This window comes from Affinundibacterium fentianense (assembly GCF_018139545.1).
Lineage (GTDB): Bacteria > Pseudomonadota > Gammaproteobacteria > Burkholderiales > Burkholderiaceae_D > Undibacterium > Undibacterium fentianense.
In genome coordinates, this window is record NZ_JAGSPJ010000005.1 from 231,112 (window position 1) to 249,419 (window position 18,308).

An 18,308-nucleotide genomic window follows, 5' to 3' on the forward strand; every position below is an offset into this window, starting at 1 on the left:
TAAATCCGATAAGCATGAAGCACTATATAATTGGGGAAGTGCTTTAGCTGATCAAGCGAGGGCATTGGCGCAGCAAGATGCACAGGCAGCTCAAGCTGCTTGGCAACTCGCTGGAAAGAAATACGCAGAAGCGTTGCGCATTAAACCCGACATGCATGAAGCACTACATAGTTGGGGAAGTGCTTTAGATGATCAAGCGAGGGTAATGGCGCAGCAAGATGCCCAGGCAGCACAAGCCGTTTGGCAACTCGCTGGAGAGAAATACGCAGAAGCGTTGCGCATTAAACCCGACATGCATGAAGCACTACATACTTGGGCAATTACTTTAGCTGCGCAAGCGAGGGTAATGGCGCAGCAAGATGCCCAGGCAGCACAAGCCGTTTGGCAACTCGCTGCAGAGAAATACGCAGAAGCGTTGCGCATTAAACCCGATAAACATGAAGCACTAAATAATTGGGGAATTACTTTAGCTGCGCAAGCGAGGGCATTGGCGCAGCAAGATGCCCAGGCAGCACAAGCCGTTTGGCAACTCGCTGGAGAGAAATACGCAGAAGCGTTGCGCATTAAACCCGACATGCATGAAGCACTACATAATTGGGGAATTACGTTAGCTGCGCAAGCGAGGGCATTGGCGCAGCAAGATGCGCAGGCAGCACAAGCTGTTTGGCAACTCGCTGGAGAGAGATACACAGAAGCGTTGCGCATTAAACCCGATAAACATGAAGCACTAAATGATTGGGGAATTACTTTAGCTGCGCAAGCGAGCGCATTGGCGCAACAAGATGCGCAAGCAGCACAAGCCGCTTGGCAACTGGCAGGGGAGAAATACGCAGAAGCGTTGCGTATTAAACCCGATACGCATGAGGCGCTACATAATTGGGGAAATGCTTTAGATGATCAAGCAAGTGCATTGGCGCAGCAAGATGCGCAGGCAGCACAAGCCGCTTGGCAACTGGCAGGGGAGAAATACATAGAAGCGTTGCGTATTAAACCCGATGAGCATGAGACGCTACATAATTGGGGAAATGCTTTAGATGAACAAGCAAGTGCATTGACGCAGGAAGATGCGCAGGCAGCACAAGCCGTTTGGCAACTGGCAGGGGAGAAATACATAGAAGCGTTGCGCATTAAGCCCGATAAGCATGAAGCACTAAATGACTGGGGAATTACTTTAGCCATGCAAGCGAGTGCATTGGCGCAGCAAGATGCGCAGGCAGCACAAGCCGTTTGGCAACTCGCTGGAGAGAAATACGCAGAAGCGTTGCGTATTAAACCCGATAAGCATGAAGCATTAAATAATTGGGGAAATACTTTAGATGATCAAGCGAGGGCATTGGCGCAGCAAGACGCACAGGCAGCACAAGCTGTTTGGCGACTCGCTGGAGAGAAATACGCAGAAGCGTTGCGCATTAAACCCGACATGCATGAAGCACTAAATGGTTTGGGGAGTGTTTTGCTGAATCAGTGTCATATGAGCGAAGATGATAATGATAAGGTGAGGTTGTTAGAGCAAGCTGAAGAACTAATCCAGAAGGGTGCAGAAATCAATCGAACTGAAGCGTTGTATAACCTAGCGTGTGTCTACGCGATGAAAAGAGACAAAGAGAGATGTATCTCTTATTTGGAAGAAAGTCGATGTGCAGGAGTTTTGCCGAATCAGAGTCATATCGATACCGACAAAGACCTTAATTTTGTCCGACAGACTCCGGATTTTCAGGTGTGGTACAAGTCCGTATTTCCAACTACATCAGGTGTAGATGTTAATATTGAACAGTGATTGAAATCGAGACACACTCGCATATTGTTGTTTATCTGAGTAGGATGGCGCCATTTGTAGGATTTTTGTCGGTTTCTACATTTCAAATAGAGAAATTTTTTATCATGAGAAAACGCTTCGTGTGTTACCACCCCGAAGCGTTTATCTGAATCCATTAAAAGTTCGACTAAAACCCAATCAACCCAACTTAGCAAACTGCTCCTTCATCTTGCTTAAAGTCGCGGAGAAATTCGCCATGCGTTCTTTCTCTTGTTCGACTACAGCGGCTGGAGCGCGGGCGACGAAACTTTCATTGCCTAGTTTCGCTTGCGCTTTGTTGATTTCTGCTTCGAGCTTTGCCATCTCTTTGGAGAGGCGTTCGCGTTCTGCAGCGACGTCGATTTCGACTTTCAACATCAGCTTGGTTTCACCAACGATGGAGACTGGGGCTGGTGATTCTGGCAGTGTGTCGAGGATTTGCACTTCGGAGAGTTTCGCCAAAGCGGCCATGTATGGTGCATAGCTTTCCATGCGGGCTTTGTCGGCAGCGTTGGCTGGTTGCAGCAATAGCGGTACGCGTACTGCTGGTGACAATTGCATTTCACCGCGCAAGTTACGGCAGGCGTCGGTGCTGGCCTTGAGGCCGGTCATCCAACGTTCTGCTTCTTCGTCGATGGCTTCCGCATTGGGCAAAGGATAGCTTTGCATCATGATGGAATCGCCTTCGGCTTTCAATGTCTTACCAGCCAATGGTGCGACTGTTTGCCACAACGCTTCCGTCACGAATGGAATGATAGGATGGGCCATACGCAAGGTTACTTCCAAGACGCGCAGCAAAGTGCGACGTGTGGCGCGTTGTTGTGCATCGTTGCCTTGTTGGATTTGTACCTTGGCGACTTCGAGGTACCAGTCGCAGTATTCATCCCACACGAACTTGTAGATGGCGGATGCGATGTTATCGAAGCGGTAGTCGGCGAAACCTTTTTCGATTTCAGCTTCAACGCGTTGCAAGGTGGAGATGATCCATTTGTCCGCTTGCGAGTACGCTAAATCATTGTCAGTTGCAGTACCGGTGAAGCCGCAATCTTTGCCTTCGGTGTTCATTAAGACGAAGCGGGTCGCGTTCCACAATTTATTGCAGAAATTACGATAACCTTCGCAACGGCCTAAGTCGAAGTTGATGTTGCGACCTAAGGATGCATAGCTCGCCATCGTGAAGCGCAAAGCGTCGGTGCCGTAAGCGGGAATGCCGTCGGCGAATTCTTTGCGTGTGGCTTTGTCGATGCTTGCGGCTTGTTTTGGGTTCATCAAACCGACAGTACGTTTGGCTGCCAAATCATCGACACTGATGCCATCGATCAAATCGATAGGGTCTAGCGTATTGCCTTTGGACTTGGACATTTTTTGGCCGCTGGAATCGCGTACCAAGCCATGCACATATACCGTGTGGAATGGTACTTTGCCAGTGAAGTGCGCAGTCATCATGACCATGCGCGCTACCCAGAAGAAGATGATATCGAAACCTGTGACCAAGACAGAGGATGGCAAGAACAGTTTGCTATCGACGGTCAATTCTGGCCAGCCCATGGTCGAGAATGGGACGAGTGCAGAAGAGAACCAAGTATCGAGCACGTCGTTGTCGCGATTCAATGCGCCCGTGTAACCCGCGGCTGCGGCTTTTTCTTTCGCTTCTGCTTCATTGCGCGCCACGAAGACTTCGCCGTTCTCGCCATACCATGCTGGGATTTGATGGCCCCACCATAATTGGCGTGAGATACACCAGTCTTGAATATTGTTGAGCCATTGGTTGTAAGTGGTGTTCCAGTTTTCTGGGACGAATTTCACTTCACCATTCGCGACTTTTTCGAGTGCGACTTCAGCAATCGATTTGCCTGGGAAGTGGGTACCTTCTGGAGCAGGTTTGCTCATCGCCATGAACCATTGGTCCGTCAACATTGGTTCGATGACGACATTCGTACGGTCTCCACGTGGCACCATTAGTTTGTGTGGCTTGACAGATTCGAGCAAACCTAATGCGTCGAGATCCGCCACCATTTGCTTACGCGCGACGAAGCGGTCCAAGCCTTGGTAAACAGTAGGGCCGTTTTCATTGATCTTGGCATCCAAAGTTAAGATGCTGATTAAGGCTAAGTTATGACGTTGACCTACAGCGTAATCGTTGAAGTCGTGTGCTGGTGTGATCTTGACGCAGCCGGTGCCGAATTCTTTATCGACATAGCTATCAGCGATGACAGGGATTTCTCTATCGGTCAAAGGCAGTTTCAACATCTTGCCAACGAAAGCGGTATAACGCTCGTCAGTTGGATCAACCGCCACGGCGACGTCACCGAGCAAAGTTTCTGGACGTGTGGTCGCTACAGTCAAATGACCGCTGCCATCGGCGAATGGATAACGGATGTGCCACATCGAGCCGTCTTCTTCTTCCGATACTACTTCCAAATCGGATACCGCTGTCCCCAATACTGGGTCCCAGTTCACCAAACGCTTGCCGCGATAAATCAAACCTTGTTCGACCAAGCGTACGAACACTTCGGTCACGACTTTGGAGCGCTCTGCATCCATCGTGAAATATTCACGATTCCAATCAGCAGACGCGCCCATACGACGCATTTGGCCCGTAATTGTGGAGCCGGATTTTTCTTTCCATTCCCAGACTTTTTCTAAGAACTTTTCACGGCCTAAATCATGACGCGAAATTTTTTGAGCATCGAGTTGGCGTTCCACTACGATTTGTGTCGCGATACCGGCGTGATCGGTGCCTGGCACCCATGCCGTGTTGTGACCACGCATACGGTAGTAGCGTGTCAAGCCGTCCATAATGGTTTGGTTAAACGCATGGCCCATGTGCAAAGTGCCCGTGACGTTGGGTGGCGGGAGTTGAATACTGAACGATGGTTTGGACTCATCAGTCGTGGCTGTAAAGTAACCGCGTTTTTCCCATTCCGTGCGCCAAAACGATTCAATATTGGCGGGCTCAAAAGATTTGGCTAATTCCATGATGTGCAATGTCGAGTAATTGTTTGCCTATGCTAAGGGCTGCATAGTGCAAGAAGTTAAATAGCGAAACCTTTGATTATAAATGAGTGAGACTGTGGTGTCCCGATTTATAGGGAAATATAGGTCATATCGGTAATTCTGACCGCACATGTCTTAGTGATGAATCACGCCGATGAAAGTAGCGGATTGGCCAGCCGTAAGCTGGGAAAAGTATTTCAGCGAACACCTTGATCGGATCGCTTGTATCGCGGATACGCGCCGAACAGAAGCCGACATCGAAGTCTGGTCAGCATTGGTTTAGGCTATATTCTTGTGCCTTCGACTGGGTGGCGGAGATCTTGTTGGTCAAAATGTAATATCGGCTCATCGTGGTTGGCGAAGATCCCGAGGTCGAGAGAACTATCCTAGATTCTTATTGATAAAAAATACAAAGCATTTTGAATTGTTGTTTTGAAAATTCGACGATTCGCACTAAAACTGTCGCTTATCCGCGAGTCTGGCAAAAAAAAGTAATGATGCTTTTGGGAAAATGCTAGCATACGATCTCTGCACAATAAAATATAAAACAAGCAAACGGCACATGATGATCGGCCCTGCGAGACCAGCTTTTTTCGTGCACGCAAAGCAACGTGAACGAGGTATGAGACACATGAAACGCTTACACAATATGAATGCAGCAGCGAGCGCTGGGTTAGTGCGTATTGTTGCTGATTTAAAATACTACTTATTGTTGCAAGTTTTTGTGCTGTTTGGCTGCCTAGCTTTTTCTCAAATGAGTTGGGCGGATGACAAAGCCATCATGGCTGAGTTGGATGCGATCCAAACTTTGTCTGACAAAAATAATCAAGCGGGATTGCTACGCCTGCTTGAATTCAAAAAAAATCTCCCTGCTGAAACCAAACCCGAAATTCGACTAGAAATTTTGGCGGTATTGAGTGGTCTCTACTATGACGCCGGAAAAGCGAAATTGGGCGAGGAGACGGTCAAAGAGCTGCGCGATCTAGCTAAGCAGATGAAGAATAAGAATGCTTTGTTAATGTTAGAAATTTTTGAGGCCTACGATATTTTTGAAAAGGCAGGGTATGCAGCTGGATTCGCGCACTTGGAAAAGTTAGGTCCTGTCGTTGCTCAATCGCCTAGTATTGAAGTGAAGTTTCGGTACTGTGCGGCCTTAGCGGGTTTTTATAGCAGCAATCTCAAATTTGATGACGCATTGAAGCAGTATCTTGAGATGCTGAAGCTAAGCGAGAAATTATCACGTCGTCAGATCCAAGCGAAAATGTCAACTTGGGGTTCGATTTCTGGTCTGTATTTGCAAATGAAAGATCCGGAAAAGGCTTTGGCCGCGACCACAGAAGCATTGGGGGTGTCGTCTGCCAGCGCTGCACCAAAATCGTTTATCGAGATCTCGATTTCGCGCGGTGTGGCGTTGAGTGCTCTAAAGCGAAATGATGAAGCACTCAAAGAATATGAAACCGCGTTGAAGATCGCAACAGAGGAGAAGTTGCCTTATTCGGTTGCTTTGACGTTGTTTAATATCGCTGACCAGTATCTCATTAAAAAAGATTACAAACGCGCCGAATCCTATGCGCGTGAGGCTGTAGCAAAGTCTGAAGCACTCGAAGATAAATGGGGTGTTGCGGGCGCTAAGGTCAATCTTGGATTGGCATTGGGGTATCAAGGAAAAGTTAAACAAGGCGCTGATTTGGTGAAAGAAAGCATCGCTTTTTTTGAAAAGGGCCATGCGAAATCCGATGTCGAGACCATCATGGGTGAGTTGTCGCACATGTATGAGGCCGCTGGCATGTATAAAGAGGCCTTAGATCAAGTGCGCGAGCAACAAGAGCTGGGAAGTGAAATTTTTCAATCCGATCGTGCGAAGGCGGTTGCAAAACTGCAAGAGGAATTCGATTCTGAACAGCGTAAGCGGCAGATAGAAATCCTAGCGAAGGACAATGCGCTGAAAGATGCCGATATTAAGAATCACCGTCTGCAGCAAATGGTTGCACTGTTGGCGTCGCTAGTCGGCATTTTGGCGGGTAGTTTTATTTATATGCTGTATCGCCGCAGTAAGAAACTCAATGAGCAATTACAAGAAGTGAATATGCAATTGGAGTTTCATGCAATTCGTGATGCATTAACTGGCTTGCATAATCGTCGTTCGTTCATTAGTTTGATGGCTAATCGCGTCAATCGAGTTGAGGTTGAACGTCGCGAAGGGAGCTATCGTAATCCAGACTGCATGGTCTTAATGGATATCGATCACTTCAAGAATATTAATGACACATGGGGTCATGCGGTCGGCGATGCTGTTTTGAAAGAAGTCGCCAATCGCTTAAAAACAGTGGTGCGGGATGAGGATATGGTGATGCGATGGGGCGGCGAAGAATTCCTCATTTATTCGCCCAAGTCGAATCCAGAGCAAATCACCAGTTTGGTTGATCGCGTTTTAAGAACGATAGGCGAACAAACATTTGCGCATGGCGATTTGGCGATCTCTGTCACAGTCACTGCGGGTTTCATCTCCGTTCCATTTTCAGATGTACCTGAAGAATTTTGCGATTGGGAGCGGGCATTGCAGATTGCAGATATGGCCCTTTATTTGGGCAAAACCCACGGACGGAATCGGGCATACGGTTTGTCTCGTTTACTTGTGTCACATGAGTTGGCGATTCCGACCTTGACCCATGATCTCGCTGCTGCGATCAAAGACAATATGGTTGAAATGATCGAGGTGATCGGCCCCGTGCAAGAACATCCAACCGTACTGACCTCTTTGAGTAATACACTTTCCTAATCGACTTCTCGTCATAGAAAAATCGCGAATACATTTTATTTTCCGATTTGCCGAGTCTTAGTTTGGTAAATAGAGAAATAAAAAATAAATTTGTGAAACGAATTTGTTCGACATATAATCGCGCCGCAGTACAGTTCGAACCATGCAATGCAATTCAGTTGAGTTTTCTCGACCTTAGGGGCTTGGTTCGATTCGTATTTGCCGTTGAAATGCCTAAGGGCCTGATTCTGTCATACAGATCACATCGATCGTAATGAGTGTGTAGATTGATGCGTCGCGTGTGTCCACAGAGCAGTCGCTTAGAATTAAATTAGTAATCATCGTAATGCTAGGGGTCCTGAGTGCGAGTCACTCGGGTGAGAAATACCCTTGAACCTGATCTGGATAATGCCAGCGAAGGGAAGCAGCCAAAGTCGTGATGCCACCTCAACTGTATAGAAGGTGCACCATCGCCCAACTTGGAAACTCCTTTGCTGGCTCCGCGCCATCAATAAAGCAAAGGAGCCAAATGAACGCCAACCCACAATTTTTGTCCGCTACCGCCAAGGTGGACGAAGCCGCTATTCAAGCTTTACCCAATTCTCGAAAAATCTATGTGACGGGAAGTCGTCCCGACATTCGTGTGCCGATGCGCGAAATTGCGCAAGCGGATACACCAGCGATGTTCGGTGCTGAGAAAAACCCGCCGATTTATGTTTACGATACTTCAGGTCCTTATACTGATCCTGATGTGAAAATCGATATTCGCTCTGGCTTAGCTTCCGTGCGTGGGGCGTGGATCGCTGAGCGCAATGACACAGAAGAATTAGCTGGTCCAAGTTCTGCATACGGCATAGAGCGTTTGCATGATCCCAAGCTGCATGAACTGCGTTTCAATTTGCAGCGCAAACCGCGTCGTGCATTCGCGGGTAAGAACGTCACGCAAATGCATTACGCGCGACAAGGTATCGTTACACCAGAGATGGAGTTTGTCGCGATACGCGAAAATATGCGGCGCCAAGAATATTTGGACAATCTAAAAAGCGCTGGTCCTATGGGTGAAAAACTCGCTGCGATGATGGGACGTCAGCATCCGGGGCAATCTTTCGGTGCCTCGATTCCAGCGCAGATTACGCCTGAATTTGTACGTGATGAAATCGCGCGTGGTCGTGCGATTATTCCTGCGAATATTAACCATCCCGAAGTCGAACCGATGATTATCGGTCGTAATTTCTTAGTCAAGATTAACGCAAATATCGGTAACTCTGCGGTGACTTCATCGATCGGCGAAGAAGTCGAAAAAATGACGTGGGCGATCCGTTGGGGCGGTGACAATGTGATGGATTTGTCGACAGGTAAACACATACACGAAACACGTGAATGGATTATTCGTAATTCGCCAGTGCCGATTGGTACCGTGCCGATTTATCAAGCTTTGGAAAAGGTGAACGGTAAAGCGGAAGACTTAACGTGGGAAATTTTCCGTGATACCTTGATCGAACAAGCTGAGCAGGGCGTTGATTATTTTACGATCCATGCCGGTGTGCGTTTGCAGTACGTACCACTGACCGCAAAACGTATGACAGGTATCGTCTCGCGTGGTGGTTCGATTATGGCGAAGTGGTGTCTCGCCCATCATAAAGAGAGTTTCTTGTATGAGCATTTCGAAGAGATTTGCGAGATCATGAAAGCTTATGACGTGTCATTCTCATTAGGTGATGGCTTGCGCCCAGGTTCGATTTACGACGCCAACGATGAAGCCCAACTTGGTGAGTTAAAGACCCTAGGCGAACTCACGCAAATCGCGTGGAAGCACGATGTGCAAGTGATGATAGAAGGGCCAGGTCATGTGCCCATGCATTTGATCAAAGAAAATATGGATCTGCAGTTAGAGCAATGCCATGAAGCACCGTTCTATACCTTAGGCCCACTCACCACGGATATCGCACCTGGCTACGATCACATCACATCCGGTATTGGTGCCGCGCAAATCGGTTGGTACGGCACCGCCATGCTTTGTTACGTCACACCGAAAGAACACTTAGGTTTGCCAAATAAAGTCGATGTGAAAGACGGCATTATTACCTACAAAATTGCCGCCCATGCCGCCGATTTGGCAAAGGGACATCCGGGCGCACAAATTCGCGATAACGCTTTGTCGAAAGCACGTTTTGAATTCCGCTGGGAAGATCAATTTAATCTCGGCCTAGATCCCGATAAAGCACGTGAATTTCACGATGAAACCCTGCCGAAAGACTCCGCTAAGGTTGCGCACTTTTGCTCTATGTGCGGGCCACATTTTTGCTCTATGAAGATTACACAAGAAGTGCGTGATTATGCCGCAACCCAAGGCATCAGTGAGATCGAAGCCTTGAAGCAAGGCATGGAAGTCAAAGCGATCGAATTCGTCAAGTCTGGCGCTGAAATCTATAAAAAATCTTAGGTGTGACCATGGAAATTGCGATGGAAATTCAGCTTAATGGCGAGCTACGTGTTTTGCAATCAGAAACGGATTTACATAGTTTGATTACTGAGCTGCAATTAGACAATCAAGCCATCGCTGTCGCTGTGAATCGACAAGTTATACGTCGAGCGCTGTGGCAGCGACATATTTTGCAAGCCGGTGATCAGGTGGATGTGGTACGGGCGATTGGCGGTGGGTAAGTTGGGAGGTACGAAAAATTCTATTTTGGGGATGCTGTGCTAGGCGCAAAGCACAGCGCCCCATAATTGAATTTATCGAACCTCCCAAATGCCAACAGAATTCTTTAGGTGAGCATTGTCTTTCTCATAGAGATCATGACGCTTTGCGTTTTGGGAATAACTCGGTGAGTACAGGATTTTGTTATAGGGAATTATTGGCATATTGAATTGAGGAAGATGGATTTTACGCAAATCAAAGTAGAAAAAACAAATCAGGATAAAAACCATGACAACAGAAGCAAAATCAGACAGCCTGACTATCGCAGGTAAAACGTACAGCTCACGTCTCTTAGTCGGCAGTGGGAAATACAAAGACTTAGAACAAACTAAACTCGCGACTGAAGCGAGTGGAGCGGAAATTATTACGGTCGCAATCCGTCGTGTGAACATTGGTCAAGATCCGAATGCACCGAGTTTGCTCGACGTTGTACCGATGTCGAAGTACACCATTCTGCCAAACACAGCAGGATGCTATAACGCGAAAGACGCGATTTATACTTTGCAACTCGGTCGTGAATTATTGGGTGGACATAAGTTGTGTAAGCTTGAAGTCTTGGGCGACGAAAAGACATTATTCCCGAATATGCCTGAAACTTTAGAAGCTGCCAAAGTGTTGGTGAAGGAAGGATTCGATGTGATGGTGTATTGCAGCGACGATCCTATCCAAGCGCGTATGTTGGAAGACATTGGCTGTGTCGCGGTGATGCCGCTCGCTTCCTTGATTGGTTCTGGAATGGGTATCTTAAATCCATGGAATCTGTCTTTGATTATTGAGCAGGCAAGTGTTCCTATCATCGTCGATGCGGGCGTAGGTACTGCATCCGACGCTGCGATTGCAATGGAGCTTGGCTGCGATGGCGTATTAATGAATACCGCCATTGCTGGCGCTCGTGATCCTATCCGCATGGCATACGCTATGGGCCTGGCAGTGGAAGCGGGGCGTGCTGCGTATATGGCGGGGCGAATTCCGAAAAAATTTGCGGCATCGCCTTCTTCTCCGATGATGGGACGCGTTGCCTGATGCTGTATGCATGGAAATCAACTTCGATGAGACGCGATGTGCAGCATCTTGAGCGTCCCTGTGTCCTAGTGTTCGCGGGACATGATCCCAGCGGCGGAGCTGGAATACAAGCCGATATCGAAGCAATAGCGGCGCAGGGGGCGCATGCTTTACCCATCATCACGGCATTGACAGTGCAAGACAATAACCAAGTGTATGCTGTACATCCTGTGGCAGCCAGTTTGATTGATGCACAGGCACAGGTGCTCATTGCAAATATGCCGATTGATGCAATCAAACTGGGAATCGTAGGGAATCGTGACAACGCAGAGACAATTGCTAGACTGATTGATCAAATTCAGCGACATGATCGTGACAGGGCGCAGCCTATCCCAGTTGTTTTGGATCCAGTTTTAGCAAGTGGACATGGCAATCGATTGTCCGCTGAAGATGCGAGTTTTGCGATGTCGCCATTGTTAGGTCGTGCGACTCTCATTACGCCTAATTTGCCCGAACTGACTAAATTGGCTCCTCATGGTCTATCCATAACACAACAGGCTAGGGCCTTGCTCGGTGGCGATTGCTCTGATGTGCTAGTCAAAGGTGGACATGGGCACGAAGCGCTTGTTATTAATCGATGGTTTTCGACCAATCCTCTTCAAGCTGAGATGGAGTGGAGTTGGCCAAGATATACGGGTGGTTTTCACGGCAGCGGTTGTACTTTGGCTGCGGCGATCTCGGGACTATTGGCCATGGGTTTGCCGATGGCTTCGGCATTGCTGCATGCGCAGGAGTTTACGCAACAATCTCTACAACATGCTTATAAAATAGCACCAGGACAAATGATCCCTTTGCGCTCGGTAACTCAAGGTAGAAAATGAATACGATACATCACAGTGACAATCAATTGCGTGGCTTATATTTGGTTACGCCGAATTGGGATGATACACAACGTCTTTTGGAAGTGACCGAAGCTGCCTTGGCCGCAGGGGCGGGTATTCTGCAGTATCGGCACAAGTCGGCACAGGTAGAGTTACGTTATGCGCAGGCGGCTGCCTTACAGAATTTATGCCGAAAGTACGGGGTGCCTTTCATCATTAATGATTTTGTCCAACTTGCTGCGCAATTGAATGCTGATGGTGTGCATTTGGGTGGTTCTGATATTTCAGTTGCACAGGCGCGCGCTATTCTAGGAAAGAATAAGATTATTGGCGCTTCTTGTTATGGCGATTTAGGCTTGGCACATCTAGCGCAATTGCAGGGAGCGAACTATGTAGCGTTTGGAGGGTTTTATCCTTCACAAGTCAAACAATATGCGGTCACCACGCATCCGGATATCGTTTCAATCGCAAAAAAGGAAATTAGTTTGCGGCAAGTTGTGATCGGCGGAATGACTGTGGATTTGGCTCGCCCTTTAGTTGCACGCGGTTGTGATATGGTGGCAGCGATTAGCCATGTTTATTTGTCGGACCGTCCCGCCGATGTTGTTCGTGATTTTATTGCTCTGTTTCAATAAAAAATTTGCTTGGTTGTGCTTCTGCAAAAATTGATTGCGACGGCTTGATGAAGGATCGCTTTGTTTGTTGCGTAAATTGCTCAAAATCGAAACGTATGCGGGTTTTAAATGCTTATCACCACAATAAAATTGGCTTTTTAGCTATTTTTGAACGCTTTATTGTATGATTCTTGGACTGCTAAGCAACAAATCCGAACCAGGCAAAGTAATGACTCAATCTACCTCGATGATGGCGGCACCGAAAACCAGCCGTCGTTTTATTTTAGAAATGCGCGGTTTTTCAGATGCAGAAAAAAGCATGCTGACTTCGACTTTTCGCTTGACGAGTCGACGTGAAATGTCTTACGTCGAAGCAAGTGATGCAGAATGCCGTGCCGATATTTACCTGATCAATGCCGATAATCCAGAAGCGTTGGAGGATTTATCGAAGCGGGAAATCGGCGTGCCGAACGTTCACTCGCCTGCAGTCGTGATTGGGCGTACGCCCGTCGAGACACCTTGGCCATTTGTCGCGAAACCGATTCATTGGATGCGCTTGTTTGAAAATCTTGATACAGAGATGCAACGCGCATTGCGCGAACGCAGTGCTCGGCAGAGTCATCAAGGCGGGCAGCATGGTTGGGACGGCGCGACCTTACGCCGTTCGAGTGACCAAAAAGTAGCAGCGGTTCCATTGATTGTTGAAGCGCCAGCGCGTGAAACGGTTCTCGTTGTCGACGATAGTGCGACCGTACGTGCTTTTATGCGTATCAAGTTATCCCCATTTCAATTTGATGTCGACTTTGCAGAAACAGGCGAACAAGCTGTCGAGAAAGCGCTAGCTAAGGCGAAGGAAAAGCCCTACAACTGTATTTTTCTCGACATTATGATGCCGGGGATCGATGGTTACGAAGTGTGTAAGAAAATCAAGGCCAATGCAACGACGAAACCATCCGCAGTGGTGATGTTGACGAGCAAGTCTTCCATTATCGATAAATTGCGGGCAAATTGGTCTGGATGTGATGCATTTTTAAGTAAACCTGTCGCAGAAGACGATTTGTTGGCGACGATTGCGAAGTTCTTGCCAAGTGCATTGGATAGTATCCGCAATTGAGCTAAGGTTGTGCGAACGATCCAAATGTTATACCTCCGATTATGATGGTCTTGCTTGCTTATCGCATCAAGGCCATTATTTATTCTCAAAAACGCCTGATTAATCGCAGTTTGCTATCGAAAAGGTTTTCGCATGTCTACACTCGCCTCTGTTGTTCAACGAACTTTAGGAGATGAGATGATGAAGACTTGGAAATTGCTATTGGCTACCCTTGCCACGGTTGCTGCCCTGAATTTTTCCTTTGCAGAGCAAAATAGCGTGGCGGTCCCTCAAGGCTGGATCGCGAATGGCCACGTTTTTTCAGGCACAAAGTTCTTTTTTTCTGCCATTTATTGCGCATAAATCGTAGGTGTTAAATACCCTCTCATTGGGCGCAAATGCAAGTAGATATGCAACCCAACAATGTGTTGAGTAATGTCTTTTTTCGCTTCCAAATGGTGGACGTAATCTTGCCATCAAACGCACTCCATTTTAAAATTTAAAAAGAAGTGTTCCATCACTGCATTATCCCAACAATTACCTTTCCGAATCTGACTGCACACTATCCCATGCATTTCCAGCAAGCTGAGGCTTGTCATTGCGGATGCGCGACTCGGATGAATGGTTACCCGTATCGCAGTCTTTCCAATCGCAATTTCGCCAAATGTGAGGTCATTTGATCGGCGCAACATGTCGCGCATCGCACTCCTCTGCGAGAATGTTCACCTCACGCTTCACCTAAATTTGTTTACTAAACCTGCTAAACTGAACCTCGCTATCGCCAGTGCAGTTGACCTTGATTTTGCGCTAGAACTACCATAGCCGCTAAAGTACGCCGTGTTCCGTTGGAATCTGATTCTTGTTTATTAAAATAGCGCGAAACGGCTCAGAAAATAGGAGAGAGTGGGACATGCGCGTCACCATCCGCGATATTGCAAAGACGACGGGCTTATCGCTCGGTACGATTTCGCGCGCGCTCAAAAATCAGAGCGGACTGACTGAGTCAACCCGCATGCGTGTGTTTGAAGTAGCTCGTCAGCTTGGCTATGACTTTTCTAAATTGAAGAGCGGCCGTGTACGTCGCATCGCTTTTCTTTTGCATCGTCAGCACAATACCTTATCGAGTAGCCCCTTTTTCTCACCGGTTCTGCATGGCGCGGAAGCGGCTTGTCGACGCGAGGGCATCGCTCTATCGTTTGTGGCGATCGGCCCCGCTGAACCCGTCATGGAACAGATTCGAGTACATCAACCCGATGCAATTCTTTGCGCTGGTTTTTTCGAGCCAGAAATCTTGCATGCGATTCGTGCTGCAGGTAAGCCGCTTGTCCTGATCGACATGTATCTCGATGACTTCACTTCGATCAACCCTGACAATCGTTTGGGTGGTTACTTGGCGACACGGCATTTGATTCAATCCGGACGTAAGCGCATTGCGATGTTGAGCGGCCCCAGCGCGCACTACAGTATTCAAGAACGTGTGCATGGTTTTCGTAAAGCTTTGTATGACGCCAAAATGTTGGCTAACCCTGAGCTAGAAATCGCGATCGCGCATCATGCAAATGAAGAAGCGAGTGTGAAGAAAGCCATGCTGAAATTGCTCGCAATGACGCAACCACCGGATGCTGTCTTTTGCTACAACGATAATACCGCTTTGACGGCGATGCATGCCTGCTTGGATGCTGGCTTAAAGATTCCACATGATATCGCCATCGTCGGCTTTGACAATATTAGTGCTGCGGCAAAGTCGAATCCCCCATTGACGAGTATTCACGTCGATAAGAAAGCACTTGGAGAGGAAGGGGTGGCAATGCTCTTGTGTACAGCCCAAGGTGAAGCAGTCGACAAGACGTTAGCAGTGCAATTAATGGTCCGCGAGAGTAGTACGGACGATCTTTAATTTATGTTCGCTCGAGCATAGTCTACGAGCTCTTTGGAAGGAACATCATGCCAGTATTTCTTCGCGCCAGCGCATCGCCTCTTGTGCACTTGGTTTCCATCTTTGTCCCCAGCCTTATGCTTTGTCTCGCGTTGCCACAGATGGGTATCGCTGCTGTCAGTTCCAATTTGGAGACCAAACTCAGTGCCAAGCCGTCTGCTGTAGTCAATGTCTTTATCGGCACGGGAGGCGATGGGCATACTTTTCCTGGAGCGACCCGTCCTTTTGGTATGGTGCAACTCAGTCCAGACACGCAATTACGTCATTTTAAGCAGAGCTATCCTTGGGCAGCCGGGTATCGTTACGAAGATGATTCGATTTTAGGATTTTCGCATACTCATTTTTCAGGGACCGGGCATTCGGATTTAGGTGACGTTTTATTGATGCCGTATAGTGGTGAGACGAAATGGGAGCCAGGCTATCCTGAGCGCGCGTTTAGCGGTTATCGTTCCCGATTTAGTCATCAGCAGGAGAAAGCCGAACCCGGTTACTACGCAGTCAAATTGCTTGATCATGAAGTGGACGTCGAGTTGACTGCGAGTGAACGCGTGGGTTTGCATCGTTACCATTACGGAAAGGGCGTCGAGGCGAAGTTGCTCGTCGATATGCGGAGTAGCATCTATGATTACAAATCCAAAAATCTGTGGTCAAGCCTTCGTGTAAGAAGTAATACCTTGGTCACCGGAATGCGTATCACGCGAGGTTGGGCACCGGGGCGGCAGGTTTATTTTGCTATGCAGTTTTCTAAGCCATTCCAGCAACGTGAAATTCAAAATCGCGAAGATGCTATCGAATATCGTGGTTTTGCTGGGCCGGGCTCTGGTGCAAAAGAGAAAGTAAAGGTCGAAGGTAAAGCCTTGGTTGCCGCCTTTAATTTTGGTATTCCCAACGATCAATCTTTAATGGTCAAGGTGGCGATTTCCGCCGTTAGTGAGGAAGGTGCCATCGCGAATTTACAGGAAATGAGTGATTGGGATTTTGCGGCTGAGCGACAAAAGGCAAGCGATGCTTGGAACACCGCGTTATCGGCTGTCAGTATTGAAGCCGCACCCGATATGCGGACAAAGGCCTACACTGCCTTGTATCACAGCATGATGGGTCCGAGTCTGTTTATGGATATTGATGGGCGTTATCGCGGTCCCGATAATGAAGTCCATCAAGCCCAAGGATTCCGATTCCATTCCACCTTCTCTCTCTGGGACACTTATCGAGCATTGCACCCATTGTTAACCTTGATCCAACCCACAGCGCGGAATGCTGACTTTATTCAATCTTTGATCGCGTCGCAAAAAGTAAGCCCGGAGGGGATTCTACCCGTATGGCAGTTCCATGGTTTGGAAACTTGGTGCATGATTGGCTATCATGCAGTCCCCGTGATTGCAGATGCGTATTTAAAAGGAGTGACAGGTTTTGATGCGGAAGCCGCTTTAAAAGCCATGGTCAGCAGTGCGGAATATGGCGCATACGGAGGACTGCGGCATTATATGCAATACGGTTATGTGCCAACGGACTTAGAGCCGGAAGCAGCATCCAAAACAGTTGAATATGCGTTTGATGATTGGACCATCGCACGTATGGCGGAAAAGATGGGCAAACTCGATATTGCGAAGAAATTTTATGCGCGAGCACAAAATTATCGGAATGTATTTGATGTGAATACTGGATTCATTCGCGCTCGCAAAGCGAATGGTGAATTCCGTGTCCCATTTGATCCAGCCGTTTCAAACTTCGGCAGCGACTACACTGAGGGGAGTGCATGGCAGTATTCTTGGTATATGCCGCACGACAATGCGGGGTTGATTCAAATGCTAGGTGGAGATTCGGCTGCGATTGCGAAAATTGATCAAGTATTTGATGCCAAAGTTGACGAAAAAATCTATGCGCATATGGAAGATATTTCTGGCTTGATTGGCCATTATGCACATGGTAACGAACCATCACATCATGTTGCCTATCTCTATAACTATTTTGGTGCACCCTGGAAGACGCAACAGCGTTTGCAACAAATTATGGACAGTCAGTATCATGCGAAGCCAGACGGTTTGTCGGGAAACGATGATTTGGGGCAAATGTCCGCATGGTTTGCATTCACGAGTTTCGGATTTTATCCAGTAGCGCCGGGCAGCAATGAATATATATTGGGGCGACCGTTCCTCGATAAAACGAGTTTGAATTTGCCGAACGGAAAACGGTTTGTGATTCGGGCAGAAAATCTCAGCAAGGCAAATCAATATGTCGGCTCGGTTAGCTTGAATGGGAAGCCTCTGGAGAAAAATTTCATCACCCATACGCAAATTACTGAGGGTGGCGAATTGCTGTTCAAAATGCAAAGCACACCGAATAAAAATTGGGGAAGTCAATCGAACGCACGCCCTTATACGCAAACGAAGTATCGAGTTGATTGAGCGTAGTTCGGCAAATTGCTTTGCAGCGATGTCGAAAAAAAAGGAATCAGGCTTATGGGTCATATGCCTGATTCCTACAGTCGATAAAAATCAAAAGTAAGGGAGTTAACTCAAACGAGCGCGACG

At 47.7% G+C, this 18,308-nt stretch carries 13 protein-coding genes and 1 riboswitch; of the genes, 12 read left to right on the top strand and 1 reads right to left on the bottom strand.

Going from position 1 to position 18,308, the window contains the following annotated elements; translation table 11 throughout:
- The coding region (locus tag KDM90_RS12930; RefSeq protein ID WP_438947437.1) for a TPR end-of-group domain-containing protein at positions 1-1,777 on the top strand (1,777 nt) is incomplete at its 5' end.
- Between the two features lie 177 nt (positions 1,778-1,954).
- On the opposite strand, the gene KDM90_RS12935 is transcribed toward KDM90_RS12930, so the two are convergent.
- The gene (locus KDM90_RS12935) at positions 1,955-4,774 is read right to left on the bottom strand and encodes a valine--tRNA ligase (RefSeq protein ID WP_212676032.1); all 2,820 of its coding nucleotides are present in this window, start codon (positions 4,772-4,774) and stop codon (positions 1,955-1,957) included.
- Positions 4,775-4,946: 172 nt separating this feature from the next.
- Between KDM90_RS12935 and KDM90_RS18165 the strand changes: the two genes are divergently transcribed.
- The 11 genes from KDM90_RS18165 to KDM90_RS12985 all read left to right on the top strand — a co-directional run bounded on the left by KDM90_RS18165 (position 4,947) and on the right by KDM90_RS12985 (position 18,182).
- On the top strand, positions 4,947-5,075 hold the full coding sequence (locus KDM90_RS18165; protein WP_268977750.1) for a hypothetical protein: 129 nt from the start codon (positions 4,947-4,949) through the stop codon (positions 5,073-5,075).
- A 348-nt stretch (positions 5,076-5,423) separates the two neighbouring features.
- Positions 5,424-7,571, top strand: coding sequence for a tetratricopeptide repeat-containing diguanylate cyclase (locus KDM90_RS12940; RefSeq protein WP_212676033.1), 2,148 nt, complete (start codon positions 5,424-5,426; stop codon positions 7,569-7,571).
- 320 nt (positions 7,572-7,891) lie between these two features.
- Positions 7,892-7,990, top strand: a riboswitch (TPP riboswitch).
- An 89-nt stretch (positions 7,991-8,079) separates the two neighbouring features.
- Entirely contained in the window at positions 8,080-9,993 is a 1,914-nt protein-coding gene (thiC, locus tag KDM90_RS12945) for a phosphomethylpyrimidine synthase ThiC (protein ID WP_212676034.1), read from the top strand.
- Positions 9,994-10,013: 20 nt separating this feature from the next.
- Complete coding sequence (gene thiS, locus KDM90_RS12950) at positions 10,014-10,214, top strand: sulfur carrier protein ThiS (protein ID WP_212676035.1); 201 nt, start codon at positions 10,014-10,016, stop codon at positions 10,212-10,214.
- Between the two features lie 265 nt (positions 10,215-10,479).
- Positions 10,480-11,274, top strand: coding sequence for a thiazole synthase (locus KDM90_RS12955; protein WP_212676036.1), 795 nt, complete (start codon positions 10,480-10,482; stop codon positions 11,272-11,274).
- A gap of 26 nt (positions 11,275-11,300) precedes the next feature.
- Complete coding sequence (gene thiD, locus KDM90_RS12960) at positions 11,301-12,134, top strand: bifunctional hydroxymethylpyrimidine kinase/phosphomethylpyrimidine kinase (protein ID WP_212676037.1); 834 nt, start codon at positions 11,301-11,303, stop codon at positions 12,132-12,134.
- Entirely contained in the window at positions 12,131-12,769 is a 639-nt protein-coding gene (gene thiE, locus KDM90_RS12965) for a thiamine phosphate synthase (protein ID WP_230409785.1), read from the top strand. The genes thiD and thiE overlap by 4 nt, the downstream gene beginning before the upstream one ends.
- Before the next feature lie 208 nt (positions 12,770-12,977).
- The gene (locus KDM90_RS12970; protein ID WP_212676038.1) at positions 12,978-13,862 is read left to right on the top strand and encodes a response regulator; all 885 of its coding nucleotides are present in this window, start codon (positions 12,978-12,980) and stop codon (positions 13,860-13,862) included.
- A gap of 132 nt (positions 13,863-13,994) precedes the next feature.
- Positions 13,995-14,204 carry a hypothetical protein gene (locus KDM90_RS12975; RefSeq protein ID WP_212676039.1) on the top strand — a complete coding sequence of 70 codons (210 nt, stop codon included), beginning with the start codon at positions 13,995-13,997 and terminating at the stop codon, positions 14,202-14,204.
- A gap of 547 nt (positions 14,205-14,751) precedes the next feature.
- The gene (locus KDM90_RS12980) at positions 14,752-15,738 is read left to right on the top strand and encodes a LacI family DNA-binding transcriptional regulator (RefSeq protein WP_212676040.1); all 987 of its coding nucleotides are present in this window, start codon (positions 14,752-14,754) and stop codon (positions 15,736-15,738) included.
- A 47-nt stretch (positions 15,739-15,785) separates the two neighbouring features.
- Positions 15,786-18,182 (top strand): GH92 family glycosyl hydrolase, encoded by a 2,397-nt coding sequence (locus KDM90_RS12985; RefSeq protein ID WP_230409786.1) that lies wholly within the window; start codon positions 15,786-15,788, stop codon positions 18,180-18,182.
- Positions 18,183-18,308: the final 126 nt, after the last annotated feature.